This is a genomic window from Kitasatospora sp. GAS204B (assembly GCF_029892155.1).
Classification (GTDB): domain Bacteria; phylum Actinomycetota; class Actinomycetes; order Streptomycetales; family Streptomycetaceae; genus Kitasatospora.
Genome location: NZ_JARZAG010000004.1, coordinates 1 through 25,192, shown reverse-complemented (window position 1 = coordinate 25,192; position 25,192 = coordinate 1). Strand labels below are relative to the sequence as shown.

Below are 25,192 nucleotides of genomic sequence, written 5' to 3'. Positions count from 1 at the left end.
GGAGGAACGAGGGCATCGACGAGCCGTTTCGCCCGTTTGCCGCCGACCACCCGGACGAGCGACGCGACGACGGGCGACGCTACCGCCTCATCGCTGCGCGAGCCGCAGCTCCGCCGACCGGACCAGGACCGCCTCCCCCGCCAGCCCGGGCGGCAGCCGCAGCGCGATCGCCGCGTCGTACCCGGACGGCACGTCGACCGCCCGCAGCTCCCAGCCCACGGGCGGCTGCGCGCCACCGGCCGCCGGCACCTCGAACCCCGGGCCCAGACCCACGTAGTCCTTGTCCGCGCCCTGGCCGAGCCCCATCCCCGTCCCCTTGAGGTAGGCCTCCTTGCGCACCCAGCAGCGCAGCGCGCCGGCCGCCCAGCGTTCCGGCCGCAGCTCGGCCAGCGCGGCGAGTTCCGCCTGCTCGGCCGGGTGCAGTTGGGTCACCACCTCCGCGCCGGCCCCGGGCTCGAAGGCGCCGCCCAACTCGACGTCCGCGCCGACCGGATCGGCGGCCAGCGCGATCAGCGCCAGTCCGGCGGCGTGCGAGAGCGAGAACTCCAGGCCGGGGTCGTGCGCCTGCTCCGGCCGGCCGTGCGGTTCGCCGCAACCCGGACAGGAGGCCCGACGGAACGTCACCTCCTCGGGCCGGCGGCCCAACCGCTCGGCCAGCAGCCTGCGCAGCGCGACGTGGGCGACCTGGTAGAGCGCCCGGTCCTCGGCACGCCGGAACGCGGCGGACCGCCGCCGCTCGTGCTCGTCCAGCACCCCACCGGCGGCGGCCTCGGCCACGGCCGCACTGGCCGGGGTCACCGCGACCCAGCGGACCTCGACCTGCCCCGGCTCCATCCTGCCCGCCCCACCCACTCCAGCCACTCCCTCTCGCTCACCGAGCCACTCGCCCGGCCGACTCAGATCCCCGAGACCGTCCCCGACGCGATCCGCACCACCCCGTCGGCCCGCGCCGCCAGCGCCAACCGCAGCCGGGGCCCGCGCGCCTCGCCGAGCAGCGGGTAGGCCTGCTCGGGCTCGACCCAGCGGTACTCCTCCAACTCGCTCTCCTGCAAAGTGATCACGGTGTCCACCGGCACCGTGCCCGCGTCGAACATGAAGTGCACGGCCGGGTGGTCCAGCTGCCCGGAAGGGTGGGTCCAGCCGACCACCAGCAGCGAGCCGACCTCCCGGTCCAGCCCGGTCTCCTCCAGCAGTTCACGCTTCGCGCACTGCAGCGCGTCCTCGCCCAGGTCGATGGTGCCGCCGGCGAACTGCCAGCCGGGCCGGTAGTTGGGCTTGAGCACCAGCACCCGGCCCGCCTCGTCGGTGAGCAGGCAGCCGGCGGCGGTGTAGGAGCGCGGCAGCGAGGCGAGCCAGGCGTCCCGGGGTAGCAACTGCTCCTGGTCCACTTGTCGACTCCTCTGCGCGGTGCGGTGGTCTCGTCGTGCGCATTCAACCACGACCCCTTCCCCGAACGGCGCTCCCGCCCGGGAAAGGGGCGCCCCGGCTCGGTCCCCGAACTCCGGGGCTCTGCTGGCGATCAGCCGCTGATCGAGGCGATGGCTCCGGTGGCCTCGGCGCTCCCGACGGCCACCGACCCCGTCACCCCCGCCCCCGGCGGGTGCCACCCACCCCGCCTGCAAGAGTGGGGCCCATGACCGACCAGACGCCCCTCACCGCCGACCGCGCCGAACTCCCCTCCCCCGTGCCCGGTCTGCGCGCCTTCCACGGCCAGGCCGACGCCGTGGCCGTGCTCCTGCTGGACCGCCCCGAGCGCCGCAACGCCGTGACGCTGGCGATGTGGCAGGCGCTGCCCGGGCTGCTGGCCGAGTTGGCGGCCCGGCCCGGGGTGCGGGCGCTGCTGGTGACCGGGGCCGAGCGCACCTTCAGCGCGGGGGCGGACATCGGCGAACTCGCCCAGGTGTACGGCGAGCCGGCGAGCGCGGACGCCTACCATGCGCGCAATGTCGAGGCGGAGCAGGCGCTGGCCGCCTTCCCGCACCCGACGCTGGCCGTGGTGCACGGCTCCTGCGTGGGTGGCGGCTGCCAGCTCGCGCTCGCCTGCGACCTGCGGTTCGGTGCGGCGGACGCGCGGCTGGGGATCACGCCGGCCAAGCTCGGCGTGGTGTACCCGGCGGTCCCCACCGCGCGGTTGGCCTCACTGGTCGGGCCGGCCAGGGCCAAGTACCTGCTCTTCTCCGGCGAGTTGGTGGACGCCGAGCGGGCCGAGCGGTTCGGGCTGCTGGACGAGGTGCACCCGGCGGAGCGGTTGGACGGGCGGGCGCTGGAGTTCGCCCGGCTGCTGGCCCGACGCTCGCCGCAGACGATCGGCGCGGCCAAGGCGGCGCTGGCGGCGAGCGACCCGGCCGCCGCGCTCGCCCCGTGGGAGCAGCGCTCCCGCGAGGCGCCCGACGTGCGCGAGGGGCTCGCGGCGTTCCTGGAGCGGCGCGAGCCCGCGTTCCCGGACCGACTGGGCCCGACGGAGTAACGTGAGACGTGAGTCCAGTCACTCTCTGGTGAGATGCCCTCAGGAGCAGTCCCACCCCCCGAGGCAAGGAGTTTCCGGACATGCGTGCAGACGTAGGCGACCGCATCCACATCCACAGCCGATCGATCGGCCTCGAAGAGCGCCAGGGCGAGATCACCGAGGTGCGCGGCCAGGACGGCGAACCTCCGTACATGGTGAGGTTCGCCGACGGGCACGAGGGTCTGATCTACCCCGGCCCGGACTGCACCATCGAGAACCGATCGGCCGAGCGGTAGCCGCACACCCGCTCGGCACAGCTCAGCGGATCGGCAGCCCCGAGATGGCCCGCGCGATGACCAGCCGCTGGATCTCGCTGGTTCCCTCGAAGATGGTGTAGATGGCGCTGTCCCGGTGCATCCGCTCCACCGGGTACTCCCGGGTGAAGCCGTTGCCGCCGAGGATCTGCATCGCCTGCGCGGTGACCCACTTGGCGGTCTCACCCGCGTAGAGCTTGGACATCGAGCCCTCGGCCGCGGTGAACGGCTGCTGGTTGGCGGCCATCCAGGAGGCCCGCCAGACCAGCAGCCGGGCCGCGTCGATCCGGGTCCGCATGTCGGCCAGGGTGAAGGCCACGCCCTGGTTGTCGATGATCGGACGGCCGAACTGCACCCGGGTCCTGGCGTAGTCCAGCGCCACCTCGTAGGCGGCCCTGGCGATGCCGATCGCCTGCGCGCCGACCGCCGGGCGGGAGGCCTCGAAGGTGGCCATCGCCGCGTTGCGGCCCGACTTGCGCACTCCCTCACGGGCTCGGGCCAGCCGCTCGTCCAGCTTCTCCTTGCCGCCCAGCAGGCAGCTCCCGGGCACCCGGACCGCGTCCAGCACCACCTCGGCGGTGTGCGAGGCACGGATGCCGTGCTTCTTGAACTTCTGTCCCTGCGACAGGCCCGGGGTGCCCGGCGGCACCACGAACGACGCCTGCCCGCGCGCGCCGAGCTCGGGGTCCACGGTCGCGACGATCACGTGCACGGCCGCGATGCCGCCGTTGGTGGCCCAGGTCTTGGTGCCGTTCAGCACCCACTCGTCCTTGGCCTGGTCGTAGACGGCCTTGGTGCGCAGCGCGGAGACGTCGGAGCCGGCGTCCGGCTCGGAGGAGCAGAAGGCGGCCACCTTGACGTCCTCGGGGGTGCCGAACATCTGCGGGGCCCAGGTGCCGATCTGCTCGTCGGTGCCGTTGGCCAGCAGGGCCACCGCGGCCAGCGTGGTGCCGACGATGGACAGGCCGATGCCGGCGTCGCCCCAGAACAGCTCCTCCATGGCGACCGGTATGCCCACGCCCGAGGGGTCGAAGAACTGCTGGGCGTAGAAGTCCATCGAGTAGATCCCGATCTTGGCGGCCTCCTGGATGATCGGCCAGGGGGTCTCCTCGCGCTCGTCCCACTCGGCGGCGGCCGGGCGCATCACGTCGGCGGCGAAGCCGTGCAGCCAGTCGCGGACGGCGAGCTGGTCCTCGCCGAGTGCCAGTGAGAAGGGGTTCATTCGGTCCTCCAGGATCAAGATCGCGCCGCCCGGGGTGCGTCCCGGGGGGTTACCCCCGGTAACACCGACGGAGTCTGCTACTGATAGGTAACGGCTGTCAATGCGCAGCACGACGGCACCGCACCACGCCGCGATGAGGGGAACGGAGGGCCAGGTGACCGCGCTGGAGGAACCGCGCAGGGAGCAGCTGCTCAACGCCGCCGACCGGGTGGTCAGTCGGGAGGGGCCGGGCGCCAGCATGAACGCGATCGCCGCCGAGGCCGGCATCACCAAGCCGATCCTCTACCGGCACTTCGGCGACCGCAGCGGCCTCTTCCAGGCCCTGACCGAGCGTCACACCTCCGGCCTGCTGGCCGCGGTGCGCAGCGCGCTGGCCGAACCGCTGGAACGCCGCGAGCGGGTCGAGCTCGTGCTGGACACCTACCTGGCCGGGATCGAGGCCCGCCCGCAGGTCTACCGGCTGCTCACCCATCCGGAGACGGGCGACCCCGACGGGGTGGGCAACGCGCTGGCCCCCGCGCTGCGCCAGATCGCCGACGAGATCACCCGGGCCGTCACCGCGCAGGTCGACCTCGGCCCGGACGCGCCGCTGCTCTCCGAGGCCTGGGGGCGGGCGATCACCGGCATGGTGCTGGCCGCCGGGGACTGGTGGCTGGAGGCCAAGCCCTGCCCGCGGGCCCGGATGGTGCAGGCGCTGGCCGACCTGCTCTGGGGACGGCTGGCCGCGGCCGCGCCGCTGCCCACGCCGCTGCCGAACGGCGGAGCCGGGTCCGAAACGGCCGTCCCCGCCGCGGAGTAGCGCCGCACCTCTTGCGCACGGCGGCGGCATGGGCCACGATCGGCGCTCTCCCCGACCGCCGCCCCGTGCGAGGTGTCCGTGCGCGCCTTCCGTACCGCCGCCGCCCTGTTGCTGAGCGCCGCCGCGCTGCTCACCGCCGCGCCCACGGCACAGGCCCAACCCGTCTGCCCGGCCGCCGACTTCCCCACCGGCAGCGCCCAAGTTCCGGACGGGCGCACGCTCTTCACCGATCCGGCGGGCCGGGTGGTGGAACCGCGCGGCTTCAACGTCGACAAGTACGACGAGACCACCGAGGCCGACCTGCGCTCGATCGCCGTCCACGGCTTCACGCTGATCCGGGTGGCGATCTCCTGGAACCGCCTGGAGCCCGCCCGCGGCCACTACGACGGCGTCGAACTCGGCAAGCTGCAGCGCCTGTTGAGCTGGGCCGACCGGGACGGGCTGCTCGCCGTGATCGACTTCCACCAGGACGTCTACGGGCCGGCCTTCGGCGGTGGCGACCGGGGCATCCCGCTCTGGGCGACCCGGGACGACGGGCTGCCCTTCGTCCCGGACCCGAACGACTGGTTCGCCGGCTACTTCCAGCCCGCCGTGCAGGCCGCCTTCCGCCACCTCTACGACGACGCCGACCTGCGCCGCTGGCAGGCCGATTTCTACACCCACCTGGCCACCGAACTGCGCGGCCACCGCTCGCTGTTGGGCTACGACCTGTTCAACGAACCGTTCGGCCCGGTGAACGGCGACCCGAGCGACCCGGCGGTGCTGGCGGCCGCCTCGGCGGCCCTGGAGCAGGGGCGGCTGGCGGCCATGTACCAGCGGCTGATCGCCGCGATCCGCTCGGTGGACCAGCGCTCCTGGCTCTTCGTCGAGCCCACCGTGCTGGTCGGCGAGGGCGTGCCGACCCAGCTGCCCGGCTTCACCGACCCGCGCCGGGGAGCGGCCAGGCTCGGCTACGCGCCGCACTTCTACGACACCGCGGTGGAGAACGGCGCCGACTGGAACCCGGCCGACGGCTTCGTCGAGAACTACACCGCGGCGATCACCGCCTATCCGCACGCCAACCGGATGCCGGTGCTGGTCGGCGAGTGGGGTCCGCCGAACTCCCGCACCCCGGGCAACACCGAGCTGGTGCGCCGGCAGATCGCCGCGATGGCGGGCTTCGCGAGCGCCTGGACCATGTGGTACTGGTGCCAAGGGCAGGGCGGCTACTGCGCGTTGGGGACGGACGGGCAGGCCGCGCCCGGGGACGGGCCGGCCTTCGGCCCGTACGTCCTCGCGCTCGCCGGGCGGCCGAGCGCGGAGTCCTGGGCGGCCGGCGCCGCCTCGGTGACCTTCCGGGCGAGCGGCGGCTGGACCGAACTGGCCGCCCCCACCGACGCCCGGATCGCCGTCACCGGAAGCAGCCGGGTGACCATCGACCGCAGCCGCCCCGGGCAGCCGCGCGTCCAGGTCCCCCGGGGCGCCGAGGTCACCCTGACCGTGAGCAGCTAGAGCAGGTCGGCGCGGGCCGCCTGGATCCCGGCCTGGAACCGGGTGCGCGCGCCGAACCGGTCCATCAGCTCGCGCACCCAGCGCTGCACGGTCCGGGTCGAGACGCCCATCTGCCGGGCGATGCTCTCGTCGGTCAGCCCGGCGGCCAGCAGGGTGAGCAGCTGGTGGTGCCGGTCGCGCGGCGGCTCGGTGGAGTCGGGCGGCGGCATCCGCATCGCCCGCGACCAGTAGAGCTCGAACAGACCGGCCAGCGCGTCCAGCAGCGAGGACGGGCGGACCAGCAGCACGCTCTGCTCCGCGGTGCCCGAGCTGACCGGCAGCAGCGCCCAGCGGTCGTCCACCAGCGCCAGTTTGAGCGGGAGTTCGGGCAGCACCCGGGCCTGCTCGCCGGCCTCGGTGAACTGGTGGATCTCGGCCAGCCGGACCTGGTCGCGCAGCACCTGGCTCTCGTAGACCACCCGCATCCGCACCCCCCGGGCCAGCGAGGCCAGTTCGAGCTCGGGATCGGAGCGGCGGATGTAGGGCGGCTTGTCGAGCACCCGCAACTCGCCGCGCGCGCCCAGCTGGAGGCTGCGCCACAGGTCGGCGATCGCCTCCCGCCCGGTGATCACCTCGACCAGATCGCCGTCGGCGCCGGTGCTGGTGTGCCGGTAGGTCCGCAGCAGCTCGGTGATCCGGCCCCGGGTCCGGCGCAGCTCCAACTCGCGGCGCAGCAACAGCTCTTCCAGCGCCACATCGGGCGCCGTCGGGTGCCACACGGTGCCGTCCGCCGGCGGGCGTTCGACCAGGCCCAGGTCGGCGAGCGCGCCGAGCGCGGCCACGGCCCGCTCGGTACCGATCCCGACGGCGGCCGCCAGCCCGGGCGCGGTCAGTCCGGGGCTGCTCAACAGGTGCAGGTAGAGCAACTCCTGGTCGGCGGCCAGCCCGAGGCCACCGAACCGCCCCGCCCACTGCTCCGCCACCTGGCCCGCCCCTGGATCACGTACCGTCGCCGCGACCGGTCCCACCTGGGGATCCGGTCCTGTCGTGGACCCGACTGTGGTCCACACCTGACCGGAAATCAAGACTTCTGACACCTGACATGTTTCCGCCATGTCGCATTCCGGCACCAGCCGTGACCTTCCCGACAGTCACCGCCTGGCCGCACGCTGATCGGCAGCGCCAGACAGTCCTCCGGCCCCCAACTCCGAAGGCTGCCCGGCGCACCGACCCCCACGCACCGAGGAGTACCCCATGGCCAGTCTTCGCCTGCGCAAGCCCGCCCGGGCCGCGATAGCCGGGCTGCTCGCCCTCTCCGGCGCCGCGTTCGCCGCCCCGGCCGCGCAAGCCGCCACCCCGCACTTCTTCGCCCCGCTGCACAGCCACGGCGGTCACCCCTACTCCGGCAACAGCAACTGGGGCGGCTACATCGCCCAGGGCAGCGGCTTCAAGAGCATCACCGGCTCGTGGACCATGCCGGACGTCCAGTGCAACACCAGCAACGACCTGTTCGCCCCGTGGATCGGCATCGACGGCTACGGCTCGCAGACCGTCGAGCAGACCGGCGTCCAGGCGGACTGCTCCAGCGGCTCGCCGGTCTACTCCGGCTGGTACGAGATGTACCCGGCCGCTCCGGTCTACTTCAACGAGCCGGTGAGCGCCGGCGACACCTTCAACGCCAGCGTGGTGGCCGGCACTCGGAGCAGCTACACGCTCACCCTCACCGACGTCACCCAGGGCTGGACCAAGACCACCAAGCAGACCCTGCGCTCCCAGGACGTCAGCGCCGAGGCGGTCATGGAGTCCCCGACCCAGAGCTACCCGTCCTTCAGCCAGCTGAACTTCGCCAACCTCAAGGTGAACGGCCAGGTCTTCGACAACTACTCGCCGCAGTCCATCGACAGCGGCCCCTACACCGAGACCGCGCTGCAGAACGGCGCGTTCTCCATCATCCCGGGCTGACCAACCGTCAAGTCCCCGGCAGAGCACTGAATCCGGCCGGTGTGCCACGCAGCGTCGCGTGGCACACCGGCCGCACCACTGACGCGCCCTAGGGCCTCTCTTACGGATCTTGCCGGGCGTGCGACGCCGGGCATCCCGCCTGGACGCACCGGCGAATCATCCAAGTACGACCCAGTACGAGGACGATCCGCCGGCACGCCCAGCCGGGCGCCGTGGGGGCACCTCCCGGCCGAAGGCTGGGGGAGCCGCACGCTGATCCGACAAGATCCGTAAGAGAGGCCCTAGCCCAGCCCGCGCCGGGCCAGCAGCGGTGCGGCGTCGGGCTCACGGCCGACCACGGCGCGGAACATGTCCAGCGCCGGGACGCTGTTGCCCCGGGCCAGCAGCTCGCGGCGGAAGCGCTCCCCGCTCTCCCGGATCGGCCGCCCGTTGCCCTTGAACCACTCCACGGTGTCGGCGTCCAGCACCTCGGACCAGATGTAGGCGTAGTAGCCGGCGCTGTAGTCGCCCACGAAGAGGTGGCTGAAGTAGGCGGTCCGGTAGCGCGGCGGCACCTCGGGCAGCGCCAGCCCGGCCTCCTTGAGCACCTCGGCCTCGAACGCGGCCGCGTCCAGCACGGGTTCGCCGACCGGGCGGGTGTGCCAGGCCCAGTCCAGCAGCGCCGCCGCCAGGTACTCCACGGTCTGGTAGCCCTGGCCGAACCGCTCGGCCGCCGCCAGCTTCGCCAGCAGCTCCTCCGGCAGCGGCTCACCGGTCAGGTGGTGCCGGGCGTAGTTGGCCTGTACCTCGGGCCAGCTCAGCCACATCTCGTTGACCTGCGAGGGGAACTCCACGAAGTCGCGCGGCACCTCGGTGCCGGCCAGCAGCGGGTAGCGCACGTCGGAGAAGAGGCCGTGCAGCGCGTGGCCGAACTCGTGGAAGAGGGTGCGGACCTCGTCGCCGCTGAGCAGCACCGGCTGCCCGGGCGCGGGCTTGGTGATGTTCAGGTTGTTGAAGACCACCGGCTTGCGGTCGAACAGGCCGTTCTGCTTGACGAGTTCGTCCATCCAGGCGCCACCGCGCTTGGACGGGCGGGCGAAGAAGTCGGCCAGGAAGAGGCCCAGCGGCCGGCCGTCCTGCTCGAAGACCTCGAAGACCCGGGTGTCCGGGTGGTAGCCGACCAGGTCCGTCCGCTCGGTGAAGGTCAGCCCGTAGACCAGGCCCGCCGCGTGGAACACGCCGTCGTGCAGCACCCGTTCGAGCTCGTAGTACGGGCGCAGCGCGGCGCTGTCCAGGTCGTACTCGGCCTGCCGGACCCGCTCGCCGTAGTACGCGAGGTCGTGCGGGCCGAAGTCGGTGACGCCGTCGGCCGCCGCTTCCTCGCGCAGCCTGGCCAGCTCCCGCTCGGCGTTGGCCACCGCCGGCGCGATCAGCCGGTGCAGCATCGCGGTGACCGCCTCGACGCTGCCGGCCGTCTCGTCGGCCACCACGTAGGCGGCGTGGCTGGGGTGGCCGAAGAGCGCGGCCCGCTCGGCGCGCAGCGCGGCCATCCGGGCGGCCAGCGGACCGTTGTCGGCCAGGCCCCGGTTCAGCGCGGCGTCCATCAGCCGGCGGCGCACCGCACGGTCGGTCAGCCGGGCCAGCGCCGGCTGCTGGGTGAAGTTCAGCAGGCTGAGCACGTACTTGCCGTCGTGCCCGCGCGCCCGGCCGTTCTCGGCGGCGGCGGCGATCTCCGCCTCGCCCAGACCGGCCAACTGCTCGGGGCGGTCCAGCACCAGGGCGCCGGCGGCGTTGGCGGCGAACAGGTTCCGCTCGAAGGTGGCGGAGGCGGTGGCCAGCTCGGCGTTCAACTCGCGCAGCCGCTGCTGCTCGGCCGGCGGCAGCTGCGCCCCGGCCCGGACGAAGCGCAGGTGGTGGCGCTCCAGCAGGCGCAGCGACTCGGCGTCCAGGTCCAGCGAGGCGCGCTCGGCATGCACCGCGTCGAGCCGGGCGAAGAGCGCGCGGTCCAGGTGGATCGCGTCGCTGTGCGCCGCCAGCCTCGGCTTGAACTCGGCGTCCAACTCCTGCAGCAGCGCGTCGGTGTGCGCGGAGCTCTGGTTGTCGAACACGGCCAGCGCCCGCCGCAGCAGCTCGCCGGTGCGCTCCAACGCGACCACCGTGTTCTCGAAGCTCGCGGGCTCCGGATCGGCGTCGATCCGCGCGATCTCGGCCAGTTGCTCGGCCATCCCCGCCTCGAGGGCCGGGCGGTAGTGCTCGGCGCGGATCTCGGCGTAGGGAGGCAACTGGTAAGGGAGCCGGCTGGGCGCCAGGAAGGGATTCTCCGTCATTCCGCAGACCCTACGCGCCGCTGTCAGCGCCGCGCGCTACGGTCGGGTCGAACGAACCGGCACGCGCGGCCCGCCGACCGCGAGCCGCCCGCCTGCCGCCGCCACCCACCGAGACGGAGCCCACCGTGCCCGCCAGGATCGCCCTGGTCCCCGACGCCCACGGGCGCGGCGGCCGGCTGCACCGCATCTCCGAGGCGGGTGAGCCGCTCGGCGCCCCGCTGAAGGCCGCCGAGCTGGCCGTCACCGTCGCCGAGCTGGAGGCCGCCGAGCACCCGCGCTGGGTCTGGGCGAGCGCCGAGTCCGTCTACCCGCCGCTGCTGGCGGCACTGGCCGACCTGCCCGGCGGGCGCCGGCTCGGCCGCTGCCACGACCTGCGGCTGGTCGAGGCCCTGCTGTTGGCGCACGAGGGCCGCTGGGGCGCGCCGCGCTCGCTCGGCGCCGCCTGGGCCCGGCTGCGCTCCCTGCCGGTCCCCGCCGACCTGTCGGAGAGCGGCCCGGCCGAGGCGCAGGACACCCTGTTCGCCCCCGACCGCCTGCAACTGCCGCCCGGCACCGACCCGCTGGCCGCCGTACTGGCCGTGCACGCGGACCAGCAGCGCCGGCTCCAGGCGATCGAGGGCGAGGCGCAGCGGGCCCGGTTCCGGCTGCTGGTGGCCGCCGAGTCGGCCGGCGCGCTGGCCGCCGCCGAGATGGCCCAGGACGGCCTGCCCTGGCGCACCGAGGTCCACGACGCGCTGCTCACCGAGCTGCTCGGCCCGCGCCCGCACATCCCCGGCACCCAGCCCGCCAAGCTGGCCGAGCTGGCCGTCCGGCTCCAGCAGGCGCTCGGCGGCAAGCCGTTCAACCCCGACTCGCACACCCAGGTGCTGCGCGCCTTCGCCGAGCAGGGCGTCCGGCTGACCTCCACCCGGGTCTGGGAGCTGCGCGAACTGGACCACCCAGCCGCCGAGTTGATGATCCGCTACAAGGAGCTGGCCCGGATCCACACCGCGCACGGCTGGGCCTGGCAGGACGCCTGGGCGCGCGGCGGCCGGTTCCGCCCCGAGTACGTGGTGGGCGGAGTGGTCTCCGGGCGCTGGGCCAGCCGGGGCGGCGGGGCGCTGCAGATCCCGCGGATCCTGCGCCGCGCGGTGGTGGCCGATCCGGGCTGGCGGCTGGTGGTGGCCGACGCGGCCCAGCTGGAGCCCCGGGTGCTGGCCGCCCTCTCGGGTGACGCGGCGCTGGCTCGCAGCGCGGCCGGCGGCGACCTCTACGAGGCGCTGGCCGCCACGGCCTTCCAGGGCGACCGGGCGAAGGCCAAGCTCGGCCTGCTCGGCGCGATGTACGGGCAGACCAGCGGGGACATCGGCCCGCTGCTCGCCATCCTGCGCCAGCGCTACCCCGTCGCGATGGGCTACGTGGAGGCCGCCGCCCGCACCGGCGAGGAGGGCGGCATCGTCACCTCCCGGCTCGGCCGCAGCTGCCCGCCGCCCTCGGACGCCTGGCTGGACCTGACCGAGGGCGCCGCGGCGGCCGGCGGCGAGAGCGCCGAGCAGGGCGGGCGCTCCACCCGGGCCCGCGGCCGGTTCACCCGCAACTTCGTGATCCAGGCCAGCGCCGCCGACTGGGCGCTGGCCCTGCTGGCCGCGCTGCGCCGCCGGCTGGCCGAGCTCACCGGGCCCGGTGGCCGCCCGCACCTGGTCTTCTTCCAGCACGACGAGGTGGTGGTGCACGCGCCCACCGAGCTGGCCGAGCAGGTGGCAGCGCTGATCACGGCGGCGGCCGACGAGGCCAGCCGGCTGGTCTTCGGCGACACCCCGGTGCGGTTCCCGATGAGCACGGCCGTGGTGGAGTGCTACGCGGACGCCAAGTGAGCCAGCGCCCCAGGCCCCGTCCGGTCAGAACTTATGCGCCTGCCAAGCCTCCTGGGCCGCCCGGACCACCTCGGCCAGGCCCGCCCCGGTGGAGGCGGTCACCACCGCCGACACCGCGCCCTCCACGAACGGCGCGTCCACCAGCACGAGCTCCTCGGCCCGCCCCAGGTCCGCCAGCACGGCCCGCGCGGTGAGCACCGAGCTGCCGAGATCGGGCAGCACCACGACGCCCGCGCCGCCGTCCGCCTGCCGCACCGCCTCGGTGATCAACTCGTAGCTGGTCCCGAGCTCGCCGTCCTCGGTACCGCCCGCGACCGCCACCCGCACGCTCCCGCCACCCAGCTGCTCGACCAGCTCCCGCACCCCGGCGGCCAGCAGCGGGCTGTGCGACACCAGGACGATTCCCACCGAAGTCCTCATGTCCGCCGAGGGTAGTCGCCGCCACGCCAGGTCGCGGTGAACGGATGAGAAACCCGCACCTGGTGGCGTAGGTTCGGCAACGAGCCGGTCCGACCTCAGCAGCGGGAGACGCCGATGAAGAAGCTGATCAACACCCCCGAGTCCGTACTCGACGACGCGCTGACCGGAGTGGCCGCCGCCCACCCGGAACTGACAGTGGACCGGGAGAACCACGTCATCCACCGCGCGGACGCGCCCCGCCCCGGCAAGGTCGCGCTGATCTCCGGCGGCGGCTCGGGCCACGAACCGCTGCACGGCGGCTTCGTCGGCCCGGGGATGCTGGACGCGGCCTGCCCCGGCGAGGTCTTCACCTCCCCGGTGCCCGACCAGGTGCTCGCCGCCCTGCGGGCCACCGACGGCGGCGCGGGCGCGGTCCTGATCGTCAAGAACTACACGGGTGACGTGCTCAACTTCTCGCTCGCCGCCGAGCTGGCCGCCGAGGAGGGCATCGAGGTCCGCACCGTGCTGGTCAACGACGACGTCGCGGTCGAGGACTCCACTTACACCGCCGGGCGGCGCGGCACCGGCGCCACCGTGGTGGTCGAGAAGGTGGCCGGCGCGCTGGCCGAGCGCGGCGCCAAGGCCGCCGAGGTGGCCTCCGTGGCCGAGCGCGCGGTGGCCGCCTCCCGCTCCTTCGCGGTGGCACTGACCGCCGCCACCACCCCCGCCGCCGGGCGCCCCGGCTTCGACCTGCCCGAGGACCAGATCGAGGTGGGCGTGGGCATCCACGGCGAGCCGGGCCGCCGCCGCGAGCCGCTGCGCCCGGCCCGCGAGCTGGTCGCCGAGGTGGTGGAGACCATCCTCGCCGACCACACGCTGACGGCGGGCGACGAGGTGATCGCCCTGGTCAACGGCATGGGCGGGACCCCGCTGATCGAGCTCTACATCGTGCACGGCGAGGTGGCCGCCCGGCTGGCCGAGCGCGGCATCACCATCGCCCGCGCGCTGGTCGGCAACTACGTGACCAGCCTGGACATGGCAGGCTTCTCGCTCACCCTGACCAAGGCAGATCCCGAGCTGCTCGAGCTGTGGGACGCCCCGGCCCGCACCCCGGCCCTGCACCGGCCCTGACCATCCGTCACCGATCAACTGTCACCGACCGACTGGGAACCCCGTCATGCGCTATGACCTGGACCGGGAACTCGCGCTCGGCTGGCTGCGCGCCGCAGCCGCCGCCGTCGAGCGCCGGCACGAGGAACTCACCGCGCTGGACGCCGCGATCGGCGACGGCGACCACGGCAGCAACCTGCGGCGCGGCTTCGCCGCCGTCATCACCGCGCTGGACGCGCTGCCCGCCGACGCCTCGCCGGGCACGGTGCTCACAAAGGCCGGCAGCACGCTGATCTCCAAGGTCGGCGGCGCCTCGGGGCCGCTCTACGGCAGCGCGCTGCGCGGCGTGGGAGCCGCGCTGCCCGCCCCGAGCGCGGACCTGACGGAGCTGGCCCAGGCGCTGCGCGCCGGGCTCGGCGCGGTGCAGAAGCTGGGTGGCGCCGTGGTCGGCGACAAGACCATGGTGGACGCCTTCGAGCCGGCCGTGGCCGCGCTGGAGCGCGCCGCCTTCGACGGCTTCACGCTGCGCGAGGCCAGCGCGCTGGCCGCCGAGGCCGCCGAGGCGGGGGCCCGCGCCACCATCCCGCTGCAGGCCCGCAAGGGGCGCGCCTCCTATCTCGGCCCTCGCAGCATCGGCCACCAGGACCCGGGCGCGACCTCCACCGCCCTGCTCTTCCGCGCCCTGGCGGACGCGGTGGTCAGCTGAACGGCCGGCTGCCGCTGGTCAGTCGGCCCGGCTGACCAGCAGCAGCAGCGCGTCGTCGCCGAGGTCGCCGCCGGTGTGCCGGAGCAGGTCGGCGTAGAGCCGGCCCACCGCCACCTCCAGCTCGGCCACCGAACCCGCGGCGCCCGCCACCAGCTCGGCGACCCGCCCCTCCAGCGGATAGAACTCGCCGCTGCCGCGCCCGCGGGCCTCCACCACGCCGTCGGTGCAGAGCACCAGGACGTCACCGGTGCCGAACGGCTGGTGCCAGCTCTGCGGGCGGCCCGCCGCCAGCCGCCCCAGGCCCAGCGGCACCCAGGGGTCGGGGGCCTCCAGCACCGTCACAGTGCCGTCCGGGGCCACCCGCAGCGGCGGCACGTGCCCGTACTGGAGCAGCTCGACCACCCCGTCGCCGCACACCTCGGCGAACAGCGCGGTGGTGAACTCGCCGTCGGGGACATGCCGTTCCACGCTGGCCTCGATCCGGGCGGCCACCTGGTGCAGCCCCGGCTCGTCGTAGGCGGCCTCGCGGAAGGCGCCGAGCACCACGGCGGCCGTCTGGACCGCGTCCAGCCCCTTGCCCCGGACGTCGCCGACCACCGCGCGGGTGCCGTGCGGGGTCTCCAGCACCGAGTAGAGGTCGCCGCCGATCCGCGCCTCGTCGGCGGCCGAGGCGTAGCGGACCGCCAGCCGCAGCGGCCCGACCTCGGGCCCCGGCCGGCGCAGCAGCGCCCGCTGGGCCGCCTCGGCCACCGAGCTGACGGCGGCGAAAGCGGCCGCCCGGCGCATCCGGAGCTCCGCGACGTAGGCGCTGAACAGGGTGAGCGCCAGGTAGGTGATCATCGAACCGAACAGGAAGCGCTGGTCGTGCACCGCGGTGACCTGGTCGTATCGGTTGAGCCCGGCCAGCGCCGCCAGCCCGATCGTGCAGACGCTCAGCACCCCGACGGCCGACAAGGTGAGCGCGGCGATCGAGGGCACCACGGTCATCAGCGGTGCCAGGTAGCGCTCCTGACCGGTGGACAGGTCCGCCAAGCAGACGCAGACGATCGCCAGCAGGGCCGGCGCGGCCCGCCGCCGCCAGGACAGGTCCCGCAGGTCGACGGCGGCCAGCGCGCGCCGCCGCCGCGCCTTGGGCAGGCCCTGGACGGCGGAGGCCAAGGGGCGGCTGGGGCGGCGAAAGCTGAACACGTGCCGAACATTACGGACATTCGACCCGGATGCCCATCCGCCATCACCCCGACGAGCAGCCGCGTCGCCCGGTCACCCAGCGCCATTCCGGGTGACCGGGAGCGGCGAAGACGGGCGCATGGTGGTGGTGCGACTACTGTCGGTCAGCGGACCGTGACGACCATCTCACCGGCCGCCCGGCTCACCCCTCTTCACGAAATACCCCTAGGGGGTATCGTGTTCTCGACAGTACGGCGGCGCCGACCTCCGGCGCCCCCTCATCCCTTGGAGGCAGCGATGTCCAGCACCGTCACCTACACCGTCACCGGCATGAGCTGCGGCCACTGTGAGAAGTCGGTCAGCTCGGAGCTCTCCGCTCTGGCCGGCGTCACCGAGGTGGCCGCCAACGCCAAGGCCGGCACCGTCACAGTCTCCTCCCAGCAGCCGCTGGCCCTGGCCGACGTCCGCGCCGCCGTCGACGAGGCGGGCTACGAGCTGGTCGGCCCGGCCGCCTGAGCCCGGTCACGGGGAGCGACCGGGACGCACCCCGGCCGCCCGGTCGCACCCCGTCCCCACCCGTCCCGCGAAGGAGCCGCCCGATGAGCACCGCCACCACCGCACCCACCGGCATAAGTGACCGCGTCGAGCTCTCGATCGGAGGGATGACCTGCGCCTCCTGCGCTGCCCGGATCGAGAAGAAGCTGAACCGGATGGTGGGCGTCGCGGCCACGGTGAACTTCGCCACCGAGAAGGCCCGGGTCGACTTCGGCCCCGGCGTCACGGTGGCCGACCTGATCGCCACCGTGGAGCGCACCGGCTACACCGCCGAGCCGCCCCCGCCGCCGGCCGCCGAACCGGCCGCGGGCCCCGCTGTCGAAGCCGGAGCCGAGGCCGACCCCGAGCGGGTGCGGCTGCTGCTCAGCGCCGTGCTGACCGTCCCGGTGGTGCTGCTCTCGATGGTGCCGGCGCTGCAGTTCACCTTCTGGCAGTGGCTCGCCTTCGCGCTCACCGGCCCGGTGGTGGCGTACGGCGGCCTGCCCTTCCACCGGGCCGCCTGGACCAACCTGCGGCACCGCGCGGCCACCATGGACACCCTGGTCTCGCTCGGCACCCTGGCCGCCTTCGGCTGGTCCCTCTGGGCGCTCTTCCTGGGCGGCGCGGGGATGCCCGGGATGAAGCACGAGTTCAGCCTGGCGATCGGCCGGGCTGACGCCGGATCAACCCTCTACCTGGAGACGGCGGCCGCCGTCACCACGCTGATCCTGCTCGGCCGCTGGCTGGAGGCCCGCTCCAAGCGCCGGGCCGGCGCCGCGCTGCACGCGCTGCTCGACCTCGGCGCCAAGGAGGTCGCGGTGCTGCGCGACGGCCACGAGGTCCGGCTCCCGGTGGCCGAACTGACCGTCGGCACCCGCTTCGTGGTCCGGCCCGGCGAGAAGATCGCCACCGACGGCGTGGTGGTGGAGGGCGCCTCGGCGGTGGACGCCTCGATGCTCACCGGCGAGTCGGTCCCGGTCGAGGTCACCGTCGGCGACAGCGTCACCGGCGCCACCGTCAACGCGGGCGGGCGCCTGGTGGTGGAGGCCCGCCGGGTCGGCGCGGACACCCGGCTGGCCCACATCGCCCGGCTGGTCGAGCAGGCGCAGAACGGCAAGGCCGCCGCCCAGCGGCTGGCCGACCGAATCTCGGCAGTCTTCGTCCCGACGGTGATCCTGATCGCGCTGGCCACCCTGGTCGGTTGGCTGCTGGCCACCGGCAGCGCCACCGAGGCCTTCACCGCCGCCGTCGCCGTGCTGATCATCGCCTGCCCCTGCGCGCTGGGCCTGGCCACCCCGACCGCGCTGCTGGTCGGCACCGGGCGCGGCGCCCAGCTGGGCATCCTGATCAAGGGCCCCGAGGTGCTGGAGACCACCCGGCGGGTGGACACCATCGTGCTGGACAAGACCGGCACGGTGACCACCGGCGCCATGGCGCTGACCGCCGTGCACACCGCCGACGGCGTCACCGAGGAGCAGGCGCTGCGGCTGGCCGGCGCCCTGGAGCACGCCTCCGAGCACCCGATCGCCCGGGCCGTCGCCACCGCGGCCCGCGAGCGGCTGGGCGCGCTGCCCGCCGTCGAGGAGTTCACCAACCTGCCGGGGCTCGGCGTACGGGGTCTGGTGGACGGTCACCAGGTGCTCGCCGGCCGGGAGTCGCTGCTGGCCGAGCTGGCGCAGCCGCTCAGCCCCGAGCTGGCCGCCGCGAAGGCCGCCGCCGGAGCCGCCGGACGCATCGCCGTCGCGGTCGGCTGGGACGGCGCGGCCCGCGCGGTCCTGGTGGTGGCCGACACCGTCAAGCCGACCAGCGCGCAGGCGGTGCGCGAGCTGCGCGAGCTGGGCCTGCGTCCGGTGCTGCTGACCGGCGACCACGCCGCGGTGGCCCGGGCGGTGGCGGCCGAGGTCGGGATCGAGCCGGCCGACGTGATCGCCGAGGTACTGCCCGAGCAGAAGGTCGCGGTCATCGAGCGCCTGCAGGGCGAGGGCCACGCGGTGGCGATGGTCGGCGACGGCGTGAACGACGCGGCCGCGCTCGCCCGGGCCGACCTGGGGCTGGCCATGGGCACCGGCGCCGACGCCGCGATCGAGGCCGGCGACCTGACCCTGGTCCGCGGCGACCTGCGGGTGGCGGCGGACGCGATCCGGCTCTCCCGGCGGACCCTGGGCACCATCAAGGGCAACCTGTTCTGGGCCTTCGCCTACAACGTGGCCGCCGTCCCGCTGGCCGCCGCCGGTCTGCTGAACCCGATGGTCGCGGGGGCCGCGATGGCCTTCTCCTCGGTCTTCGTGGTGACCAACAGCCTGCGGCTGCGCCGCTTCGCCGCCTGAGCCGAACTGCTCGGCGCCAGGTCCTGTCCGGCCGATCTTTGCCGGACAGGACCTAACGCCCGAGCAGCTCGCCACCGTTGCAGTGCAGGATCTCGGCGGTGATGAAGCCCGCCCCGGGCGAGGCCAGGAACTGCACGGCCGCCGCCACCTCACCGGTCTCGCCGATCCGGCCGAGCAGGGTGCGGGAGGCCCGGCGGGAGACCTCGGCCTCGTCCAGCCGCGGGCCGAAGAACTCGGTGCCGGCCACCGTGCCGGGCGCCACGATGTTCGCCGTGATCCCGGAGGGGCCCAGCTGGGCGGCCAGGAAGTGGTTCCAGGCGTGCAGCGAGGCCTTGGCCGCCCCGTAGGAGCCGGCTCCGCGCAGCGCGGCGATCGAGCTGATCGTGATCACCCGCCCCTCGCCCGGGGTGAGCCGGTCCCGCACCGACTCGGTGAGCAGCACCGCGGTGAGCACGTTGCGCTCGAAGTCGCCGCGCCAGCGGGCCAGCAGCGCGTGCGGGCCGGCCCCGAAGCCGGTCTCCCGGCTGCCGGCGTTGTTGACCAGGACGTCGATCCGGGCCGGCAGCTCGCCCAGCGCCGCCTCCACGGCGTCCGGGTCGGCCAGGTCGCAGACCAGCGTGCTGACGCCGGCGCCGAGCCGCTCGGCCGCGCTTTCCAGCACCGCACGCCGACGGCCCACGATCACCACCGCGTCGCCCGCCTCGGCGAACCGCCGCGCGATCTCCAGGCCGATCCCGGTGCCACCGCCGGTGACGACAACGTTCCTGGCCATCTGTCTCTCCCGCCCTGTCCGTACCGGAATGCCACGATTCCTATCACGCTGGGTTGCCATCACTGCGGGGAGGGTGACGTCGGGCGCCGCGAGTCATGTGGTATGAGCGGGTGAACCGAGGGACGCGGACGGAAGCGAGAGACAACTCACACCCCCCGGACGTAACTTTGCCGACCCAGATACGTCTTACCTTGGTGAGTGCGGCAGACGACTGCGGAACGGCACCGTGCGACCCACCCTCTCCCCTGGGGGCAGGGCCGCGCACCCGTGGTCGGCGCGCCGCCCACGGGGCTCCGGCGGGCCCCGGGCGCGCACGGCGCCGGGCAGTGGGGTGACCAGGAACGCTTTGAGCGGCCGTTCCCAGCCTCGTCCACTTCCCGGCGGCCGTGCGCCGTCACATCTGCCTCGAGCGCCCCGGACACGCCGAAGGCCCCGCGGCACGAAGCTGCGGGGCCTGCTGGACACCTACCGGCACCTGCCGGCGCGGGATCGCTCAGCGCTTGTCGAGCGCCACGTAGTCGCGGATCGCGGTGCCGGTGTAGATCTGGCGCGGACGGCCGATCCGGCTGGTCGGGTCGTTGATCATCTCGTGCCAGTGGGCGATCCAGCCCGGCAGCCGGCCGAGCGCGAACAGCACGGTGAACATGCTGGTCGGGAAGCCCATCGCGCGGTAGATCAGGCCGGTGTAGAAGTCGACGTTCGGGTAGAGCTTGCGCGAGATGAAGAAGTCGTCGCTGAGCGCGTGCTCCTCCAGCTTGAGCGCGATCTCCAGCAGCTCGTCCGACTTGCCCAGCTGCGCCAGCACGTCGTGCGCCAGGCCCTTGACCAGCGCGGCGCGCGGGTCGAAGGCCTTGTACACGCGGTGGCCGAAGCCCATCAGCTTGACGCCGTCCTCGCGGTTCTTCACCTTGCGGATGAAGGCGTCGACATCGCCGCCGTCGGCCTGGATCTGCTCCAGCATCTCCAGCACGGCCTGGTTGGCGCCGCCGTGCAGCGGGCCCCAGAGCGCCGAGATGCCGGCCGAGATCGAGGCGAACTGGTTGGCGTGGCTGGAGCCGACCAGGCGCACGGTCGAGGTGGAGCAGTTCTGCTCGTGGTCGGCGTGCAGGATGAAGAGCTTGTCCAGCGCGTTGACGATCACCGGGTTGAGCTCGTAGTCCTGGGCCGGGACCGCGAAGGTCATCCGCAGGAAGTTCTCGACGTAGCTCAGGTCGTTGCGCGGGTAGACGAACGGCTGGCCGACCGACTTCTTGTACGCGTAGGCCGCGATGGTCGGCAGCTTCGCCAGCAGGCGCACCGTCGACATGTGGCGCTGGGCCGCGTCGAACGGGTTGTGGCTGTCCTGGTAGAAGGTCGACAGCGCGCCGACCACCGAGGAGAGCATCGCCATCGGGTGCGCGTCCCGGGGGAAACCCTGGTAGAAGCGCTTGACGTCCTCGTGCAGCAGCGTGTGCTGGGTGATCTCGCTGTTGAACTCCGCCAGCTGGTCCGGCGTCGGCAGCTCACCGTTGATCAGGAGGTACGCGGTCTCGATGAAGCTGCCCTGCTGGGCCAGCTGCTCGATCGGGTAGCCGCGGTAGCGAAGGATGCCGTTGTCACCGTCGACGAAGGTGATCGCGGACTTGTAGGCAGCGGTGTTGCCGAAGCCGTTGTCCAGGGTGACCAGGCCGGTCTGCGGGAGCAGCTTCGAGATGTCGAAGCCGGAGTTCCCCGCAGTGCTCTCGACGACCGGGTACTCGTAATCGCCGCCCTGGTACCGCAGTACTACAGATTCCTGACTGTTCTCGCTCACGCGCTTCCTCACCGACGAAATGAAAATCCGCTTCCAAGGTGTCTGCCCGTCCACCCTCCCCCATCCGGAGGACGACCGCGCACCCGGGGTGGCCCAAAAGGGCCCCACACTACAAGAACCGACGCACCAGCCCGTACGAACCGGACAAGATCACGGCAAGACTAGGCTGGTCCATCAATTTCTTCACGTCAAGATACCCCCGCGGAGGCCCCTGACCCCATTCGGCCTCAGGTGATCATCCGATGGACAGCCGGTGATCCAGGGCTGAATGACGGCGCCCCGCACTCACCGTGCGCACCGCCTGCCCGATCGCCTTGCGCGAGCCCACCAGCACCACCAGCTTCTTCGCCCGGGTGACCGCCGTGTAGAGCAGGTTGCGCTGCAGCATGGTCCAGGCCGAGGTGGTGACCGGAATCACCACCGCCGGATACTCGCTGCCCTGCGAGCGGTGGATGGTGACGGCATACGCGTGCTGCAACTCGTCGAGTTCGTCGAAGTCGTACGGCACCTCCTCGTCCTCGTCGGTCAGCACGGTGAGGCGCTGGTCCTCCACGCTCAGTGCGGTCACCACGCCGACCGTGCCGTTGAAGACGCCGTTCTGGCCCTTCTCATAGTTATTGCGGATCTGGGTCACCTTGTCGCCGACCCGGAAGGTCCGGCCGCCGAAGCGCTTCTCGGCCAGCCCTTCGCGCCCGGGGGTGACGGCGGCCTGGAGCAGCGTGTTGAGGTTGCCGGCGCCGGCCGGGCCGCGGTGCATCGGGGCCAGCACCTGCACGTCCCGGCGGGCGTCCAGCCGGAACCGCTGCGGGATCCGGCGGGCCACCACGTCCACCACCAGCCCGGCCGCGCGCTCGGTGTCGTCCTCCACGAAGAGGAAGAAGTCGGGCAGCCCGTCGGTGAGCGGGGGCTGCCCCTCGTTGATCCGGTGCGCGTTCACCACCACACCGGACTGCTGGGCCTGGCGGAAGATCCGGGTCAGCCGCACCGAGGGGATCGGCCCACCGTCGGCCAGCAGGTCACGCAGCACCTCCCCCGCGCCGACCGAGGGAAGCTGGTCCACATCCCCCACGAAGAGCAGGTGCGCGCCCGGCGCCACCGCCTTGACCAGCTTGTTGGCCAGGATCAGGTCCAGCATCGAGGCCTCGTCGACCACCACCAGGTCGGCGTCCAACGGCCGGTCCCGGTCATAGGCCGCGTCCCCGCCCGGACGCAGCTCCAGCAGCCGGTGCACGGTCGAGGCCTGGTGGCCCGTCAGCTCCGCCAGCCGCTTGGCCGCCCGCCCGGTCGGCGCCGCCAGCAGCACCTTCGCCCGCTTGGCCAGCGCGAGCGTGACGATCGACTTCACCGTGAAGGACTTGCCGCAGCCCGGGCCGCCGGTCAGCACCGCGACCTTCTCGGTCAGCGCGAGCCGGACCGACTGCTCCTGCTCCGGCGCCAGCTCGGCCCCGGTCCGCTGGGCCAGCCAGGCCAGCGCCTTGGTCCAGTCGACGTCCGCGAAGCCCGGCATCCGGTCGGTCTCGGCGCCCAGCAGCCGCAGCAGTTGGTTGGAGAGCGAGATCTCGGCGCGGTGGAACGGCACCAGGTAGACGGCGACCACCGGCTCGCCGCCCTCCCCCGGCAGGCTCTCGCGGACCACCCCCTCCTGCGCCACCAGCTCGGCCAGGCACTCGATCACCAGGCCGACGTCCACCTGCAGGAGCTTCACCCCGTCGGCGATCAGCCGCTCCTCCGGCAGGTAGCAGTGCCCCTGGTCGCTGCTCTGCGAGAGCGCGTACTGCAGCCCGGCCTTCACCCGCTCAGGGCTGTCGTGCGGGATGCCCACCGCCTGCGCGATCCGGTCCGCGGTCAGGAAGCCGATGCCCCAGACGTCGGATGCCAGCCGGTAGGGCTCGTTCTTCACGACGCCGATCGAGCTGTCCCCGTACTTCTTGTAGATCCGCACGGCGAGCGAGGTGGACACCCCCACCCCCTGGAGGAACACCATCACCTCCTTGATCGCCTTCTGCTCCTCCCAGGCCGCGGCGATCATCTTGGTCCGCTTCGGCCCGAGCCCCGGCACCTCGACCAGCCGGGCCGGCTGCTCCTCGATGACGGTCAGCGTGTCGACGCCGAAGTGCTCGACGATCCGCTCGGCGAACCGCGGGCCGATCCCCTTGATCAGGCCCGAGCCCAGGTAGCGCTGGATGCCCTGCACGGTGGCGGGCAGCACCGTGGTGTAGTTCTCCACGGTGAACTGGCGGCCGTACTGCGGGTGCGAGCCCCAACGGCCGTACAGCCGCAGCGATTCCCCCACCTGCGCGCCGAGCAGCGCGCCGACCACCGTCAGCAGGTCGTTCGCGCCACGACCGGTGTCGACCCTGGCGACCGTGTAGCCGGTCTCCTCGTTGGCGTAGGTGATCCGCTCCAGTACGCCCTCGACCTCGGCGAGCTGCCGCTGGGCGGGCACCTGAGCCGTGTCGGACCGCTGCCCGGCCATCCGGGGACCCCCTCAACACCGCCGCTGAACCCATGCCCAGGAACGGTATCGCGCCGGGCCGACAGCGCGGTGACACGATGGCAGAGGAGGACTCGTTGTCATGCCCGGACGCCCAACCCGCGTTCCGGCCCCGCACAGAGGCGGAGGACGCCATGCTGACCACCAACTACGTCCCCGGCGCGCCCAACTGGCTCGACCTGGGCAGCCCCGACACCGACGCCGCCCAGGCCTTCTACAGTGGTCTCCTCGGCTGGACCTTCAACTCGGCCGGCCCCAACTCCGGTGGCTACGGCTTCTTCCAACTGGGCGACCGAACCGTCGCCGCGCTCGGCCCGCTCACCGAGGAGGGCGCGCCACCCGCCTGGACGCTCTACTTCCACACCGAGGACGCCGACCAGACCAGCAAGCTCGTCCAGCAGGCGGGCGGCGTGGTCCGGCTCGGCCCGTTCGACGTCTTCACCCACGGCCGGATGGCCGGCTACACCGACCCGACCGGCGCCCGGTTCGCCGTGTGGCAGCCCGGCGACACCCCCGGGCTGGAGGCCGTGACCGACGTCGGCACGCTCTGCTGGACCGAACTGCACACCACCGACCCGTCGGCCGCCAAGCCGTTCTACCGCACGGTGTTCAACTGGCTGGAGCAGGACGTCCCGTTCGGCGACTTCACCTACACCGTGATCACCCCCACCGACGGCGGCACCGACGCCAGCCAGGGCGGCCTCGCCGGGATGGTCGCCGAGGACCGGGCAGCGCACGCCGGCTCCTACTGGCAGCCGTACTTCGAAGTGGCCGACGTCGACGCGACCATCGCCCGCGCCGTGGAACTCGGTGGCACCCAGCGTGGCCACGTGGTCGAGGAGGCCGGAGTCGGGCGGTTCGCGCAACTCAGCGACCCGCAGGGCGCGGTCTTCGCGGTGATCACCGGTGCGCCCGCCGAGGAGTGAGGCCGCGGGTCACCGGGCGGGGTCACTAGGCTGAGCACCATGAATGATCTTGTCATCCGCCCGGCGACCTCCGACGACATCCCGGCCATCGTGGCGATGCTGGCCGCCGACTCGGTGGCCGCAACCAGGGAGAGCCCCGACGACCTGGCCCCCTATTACGCGGCCTGGGAGCGCATCGCCGCCGACCCCAACCAGCACCCGACCGTCGCCGTCCGAGCCGGCCGGGTGGTCGGCACCCTTCAGCTCAGCGTCATCCCCGGCCTCTCCAGGAGCGGCACCACCCGGGTGATCGTGGAGGCCGTCCGGGTCCACGCCGACGAGCGCGGCAACGGCCTCGGCACGGTCCTGATGGAGTGGGCGATCGACCGCTCCCGCGAACTCGGCGCGGGTCTGGTGCAGCTCACCTCGGACCTGAGCCGCACCGACGCGCACCGCTTCTATGACCGGTTGGGATTCACCGGATCGCACCTCGGGTTCAAGCTGCAGCTCTGAGCATGCGGTAAACGCAGAGAAGCCCCCTTCCCGAAGGAAGAGGGCTTCTCTAGAAGAATTGTTCGGCGGCGTCCTACTCTCCCACAGGGTCCCCCCTGCAG

General features: G+C 73.2%; 22 protein-coding genes. 12 read left to right on the top strand and 10 right to left on the bottom strand.

From position 1 onward, the window contains the following. Positions 1–87: 87 nt before the first annotated feature. Both P3T41_RS07065 and P3T41_RS07060 read right to left on the bottom strand, forming a co-directional pair. The gene (locus tag P3T41_RS07065) at positions 88–834 is read right to left on the bottom strand and encodes a 4'-phosphopantetheinyl transferase superfamily protein (protein ID WP_280688723.1); all 747 of its coding nucleotides are present in this window, start codon (positions 832–834) and stop codon (positions 88–90) included. Between the two features lie 62 nt (positions 835–896). Next, complete coding sequence (locus P3T41_RS07060; RefSeq protein ID WP_280688722.1) at positions 897–1,388, bottom strand: NUDIX hydrolase; 492 nt, start codon at positions 1,386–1,388, stop codon at positions 897–899. A 245-nt stretch (positions 1,389–1,633) separates the two neighbouring features. On the opposite strand from P3T41_RS07060, the gene P3T41_RS07055 reads away from it, so the two are divergent. Together P3T41_RS07055 and P3T41_RS07050 are read left to right on the top strand one after the other, a co-directional pair. Then, entirely contained in the window at positions 1,634–2,467 is an 834-nt protein-coding gene (locus P3T41_RS07055; protein ID WP_280688721.1) for an enoyl-CoA hydratase/isomerase family protein, read from the top strand. A gap of 80 nt (positions 2,468–2,547) precedes the next feature. Beyond that, positions 2,548–2,742 carry a DUF1918 domain-containing protein gene (locus tag P3T41_RS07050; RefSeq protein WP_280688720.1) on the top strand — a complete coding sequence of 65 codons (195 nt, stop codon included), beginning with the start codon at positions 2,548–2,550 and terminating at the stop codon, positions 2,740–2,742. Positions 2,743–2,764: 22 nt separating this feature from the next. On the opposite strand, the gene P3T41_RS07045 is transcribed toward P3T41_RS07050, so the two are convergent. Beyond that, a complete protein-coding gene (locus P3T41_RS07045) occupies positions 2,765–3,982 on the bottom strand; it encodes an acyl-CoA dehydrogenase family protein (protein WP_280688719.1) in 1,218 nt (405 codons plus the stop codon). A 133-nt stretch (positions 3,983–4,115) separates the two neighbouring features. Here P3T41_RS07045 and P3T41_RS07040 point away from each other — a divergent pair, with 133 nt between their 5' ends. Both P3T41_RS07040 and P3T41_RS07035 read left to right on the top strand, forming a co-directional pair. Continuing rightward, complete coding sequence (locus P3T41_RS07040) at positions 4,116–4,781, top strand: TetR family transcriptional regulator (protein WP_280689034.1); 666 nt, start codon at positions 4,116–4,118, stop codon at positions 4,779–4,781. Positions 4,782–4,859: 78 nt separating this feature from the next. Then, positions 4,860–6,272, top strand: coding sequence for a cellulase family glycosylhydrolase (locus P3T41_RS07035; protein WP_280688718.1), 1,413 nt, complete (start codon positions 4,860–4,862; stop codon positions 6,270–6,272). Here P3T41_RS07035 and P3T41_RS07030 read toward each other — a convergent pair. Next, positions 6,269–7,234: a LuxR C-terminal-related transcriptional regulator gene (locus tag P3T41_RS07030; protein ID WP_280688717.1), complete on the bottom strand. Its 966-nt coding sequence runs from the start codon at positions 7,232–7,234 to the stop codon at positions 6,269–6,271. The genes P3T41_RS07035 and P3T41_RS07030 overlap by 4 nt on opposite strands. A 271-nt stretch (positions 7,235–7,505) precedes the next feature. Between P3T41_RS07030 and P3T41_RS07025 the strand changes: the two genes are divergently transcribed. Beyond that, positions 7,506–8,213: a G1 family glutamic endopeptidase gene (locus P3T41_RS07025; protein WP_280688716.1), complete on the top strand. Its 708-nt coding sequence runs from the start codon at positions 7,506–7,508 to the stop codon at positions 8,211–8,213. Positions 8,214–8,494: 281 nt separating this feature from the next. Here the strand turns inward: P3T41_RS07025 and P3T41_RS07020 are convergent, their stop codons facing one another. After that, a complete protein-coding gene (locus tag P3T41_RS07020; protein WP_280688715.1) occupies positions 8,495–10,519 on the bottom strand; it encodes a M3 family metallopeptidase in 2,025 nt (674 codons plus the stop codon). Between the two features lie 125 nt (positions 10,520–10,644). Here P3T41_RS07020 and P3T41_RS07015 point away from each other — a divergent pair, with 125 nt between their 5' ends. Continuing rightward, the gene (locus P3T41_RS07015) at positions 10,645–12,372 is read left to right on the top strand and encodes a bifunctional 3'-5' exonuclease/DNA polymerase (RefSeq protein ID WP_280688714.1); all 1,728 of its coding nucleotides are present in this window, start codon (positions 10,645–10,647) and stop codon (positions 12,370–12,372) included. Between the two features lie 24 nt (positions 12,373–12,396). On the opposite strand, the gene dhaM is transcribed toward P3T41_RS07015, so the two are convergent. After that, positions 12,397–12,792 (bottom strand): dihydroxyacetone kinase phosphoryl donor subunit DhaM, encoded by a 396-nt coding sequence (dhaM, locus tag P3T41_RS07010; protein WP_280688713.1) that lies wholly within the window; start codon positions 12,790–12,792, stop codon positions 12,397–12,399. Positions 12,793–12,906: 114 nt separating this feature from the next. On the opposite strand from dhaM, the gene dhaK reads away from it, so the two are divergent. Next, positions 12,907–13,902, top strand: a complete 996-nt coding sequence (gene dhaK / locus P3T41_RS07005) for a dihydroxyacetone kinase subunit DhaK (protein ID WP_280688712.1) — start codon at positions 12,907–12,909, stop codon at positions 13,900–13,902. A 46-nt stretch (positions 13,903–13,948) separates the two neighbouring features. Continuing rightward, a complete protein-coding gene (gene dhaL / locus P3T41_RS07000; protein WP_280688711.1) occupies positions 13,949–14,587 on the top strand; it encodes a dihydroxyacetone kinase subunit DhaL in 639 nt (212 codons plus the stop codon). Positions 14,588–14,605: 18 nt separating this feature from the next. Here dhaL and P3T41_RS06995 read toward each other — a convergent pair whose 3' ends face one another. Beyond that, positions 14,606–15,775 (bottom strand): PP2C family protein-serine/threonine phosphatase, encoded by a 1,170-nt coding sequence (locus tag P3T41_RS06995; protein WP_280688710.1) that lies wholly within the window; start codon positions 15,773–15,775, stop codon positions 14,606–14,608. 276 nt (positions 15,776–16,051) lie between these two features. On the opposite strand from P3T41_RS06995, the gene P3T41_RS06990 reads away from it, so the two are divergent. Together P3T41_RS06990 and P3T41_RS06985 are read left to right on the top strand one after the other, a co-directional pair. Continuing rightward, on the top strand, positions 16,052–16,270 hold the full coding sequence (locus P3T41_RS06990) for a cation transporter (RefSeq protein WP_280688709.1): 219 nt from the start codon (positions 16,052–16,054) through the stop codon (positions 16,268–16,270). Between the two features lie 83 nt (positions 16,271–16,353). After that, positions 16,354–18,615 carry a heavy metal translocating P-type ATPase gene (locus tag P3T41_RS06985; protein ID WP_280688708.1) on the top strand — a complete coding sequence of 754 codons (2,262 nt, stop codon included), beginning with the start codon at positions 16,354–16,356 and terminating at the stop codon, positions 18,613–18,615. 52 nt (positions 18,616–18,667) lie between these two features. Here the strand turns inward: P3T41_RS06985 and P3T41_RS06980 are convergent, their stop codons facing one another. From P3T41_RS06980 to P3T41_RS06970, 3 genes are all read right to left on the bottom strand, one after another. Then, positions 18,668–19,387 carry an SDR family oxidoreductase gene (locus P3T41_RS06980; protein ID WP_280688707.1) on the bottom strand — a complete coding sequence of 240 codons (720 nt, stop codon included), beginning with the start codon at positions 19,385–19,387 and terminating at the stop codon, positions 18,668–18,670. Between the two features lie 493 nt (positions 19,388–19,880). Continuing rightward, positions 19,881–21,179 (bottom strand): citrate synthase, encoded by a 1,299-nt coding sequence (locus P3T41_RS06975; RefSeq protein WP_280688706.1) that lies wholly within the window; start codon positions 21,177–21,179, stop codon positions 19,881–19,883. Positions 21,180–21,414: 235 nt separating this feature from the next. Further along, positions 21,415–23,655 (bottom strand): ATP-dependent RecD-like DNA helicase, encoded by a 2,241-nt coding sequence (locus tag P3T41_RS06970; protein ID WP_280688705.1) that lies wholly within the window; start codon positions 23,653–23,655, stop codon positions 21,415–21,417. A gap of 152 nt (positions 23,656–23,807) precedes the next feature. On the opposite strand from P3T41_RS06970, the gene P3T41_RS06965 reads away from it, so the two are divergent. Together P3T41_RS06965 and P3T41_RS06960 are read left to right on the top strand one after the other, a co-directional pair. After that, positions 23,808–24,599, top strand: a complete 792-nt coding sequence (locus tag P3T41_RS06965; RefSeq protein ID WP_280688704.1) for a VOC family protein — start codon at positions 23,808–23,810, stop codon at positions 24,597–24,599. Positions 24,600–24,638: 39 nt separating this feature from the next. After that, the gene (locus P3T41_RS06960; RefSeq protein ID WP_280688703.1) at positions 24,639–25,091 is read left to right on the top strand and encodes a GNAT family N-acetyltransferase; all 453 of its coding nucleotides are present in this window, start codon (positions 24,639–24,641) and stop codon (positions 25,089–25,091) included. Positions 25,092–25,192: the final 101 nt, after the last annotated feature.

Coding starts and splice junctions, on each gene's coding strand:
- P3T41_RS07065 (WP_280688723.1), bottom strand. CDS start 834: ATGGAGCCGGGGCAGGTCGAGGTCCGCTGGGTCGCGGTGACCCCGGCC.
- P3T41_RS07055 (WP_280688721.1), top strand. CDS start 1,634: ATGACCGACCAGACGCCCCTCACCGCCGACCGCGCCGAACTCCCCTCC.
- P3T41_RS07050 (WP_280688720.1), top strand. CDS start 2,548: ATGCGTGCAGACGTAGGCGACCGCATCCACATCCACAGCCGATCGATC.
- P3T41_RS07045 (WP_280688719.1), bottom strand. CDS start 3,982: ATGAACCCCTTCTCACTGGCACTCGGCGAGGACCAGCTCGCCGTCCGC.
- P3T41_RS07040 (WP_280689034.1), top strand. CDS start 4,116: ATGAGGGGAACGGAGGGCCAGGTGACCGCGCTGGAGGAACCGCGCAGG.
- P3T41_RS07025 (WP_280688716.1), top strand. CDS start 7,506: ATGGCCAGTCTTCGCCTGCGCAAGCCCGCCCGGGCCGCGATAGCCGGG.
- P3T41_RS07020 (WP_280688715.1), bottom strand. CDS start 10,519: ATGACGGAGAATCCCTTCCTGGCGCCCAGCCGGCTCCCTTACCAGTTG.
- dhaM (WP_280688713.1), bottom strand. CDS start 12,792: ATGAGGACTTCGGTGGGAATCGTCCTGGTGTCGCACAGCCCGCTGCTG.
- dhaK (WP_280688712.1), top strand. CDS start 12,907: ATGAAGAAGCTGATCAACACCCCCGAGTCCGTACTCGACGACGCGCTG.
- dhaL (WP_280688711.1), top strand. CDS start 13,949: ATGCGCTATGACCTGGACCGGGAACTCGCGCTCGGCTGGCTGCGCGCC.
- P3T41_RS06990 (WP_280688709.1), top strand. CDS start 16,052: ATGTCCAGCACCGTCACCTACACCGTCACCGGCATGAGCTGCGGCCAC.
- P3T41_RS06985 (WP_280688708.1), top strand. CDS start 16,354: ATGAGCACCGCCACCACCGCACCCACCGGCATAAGTGACCGCGTCGAG.
- P3T41_RS06980 (WP_280688707.1), bottom strand. CDS start 19,387: ATGGCCAGGAACGTTGTCGTCACCGGCGGTGGCACCGGGATCGGCCTG.
- P3T41_RS06970 (WP_280688705.1), bottom strand. CDS start 23,655: ATGGCCGGGCAGCGGTCCGACACGGCTCAGGTGCCCGCCCAGCGGCAG.
- P3T41_RS06965 (WP_280688704.1), top strand. CDS start 23,808: ATGCTGACCACCAACTACGTCCCCGGCGCGCCCAACTGGCTCGACCTG.
- P3T41_RS06960 (WP_280688703.1), top strand. CDS start 24,639: ATGAATGATCTTGTCATCCGCCCGGCGACCTCCGACGACATCCCGGCC.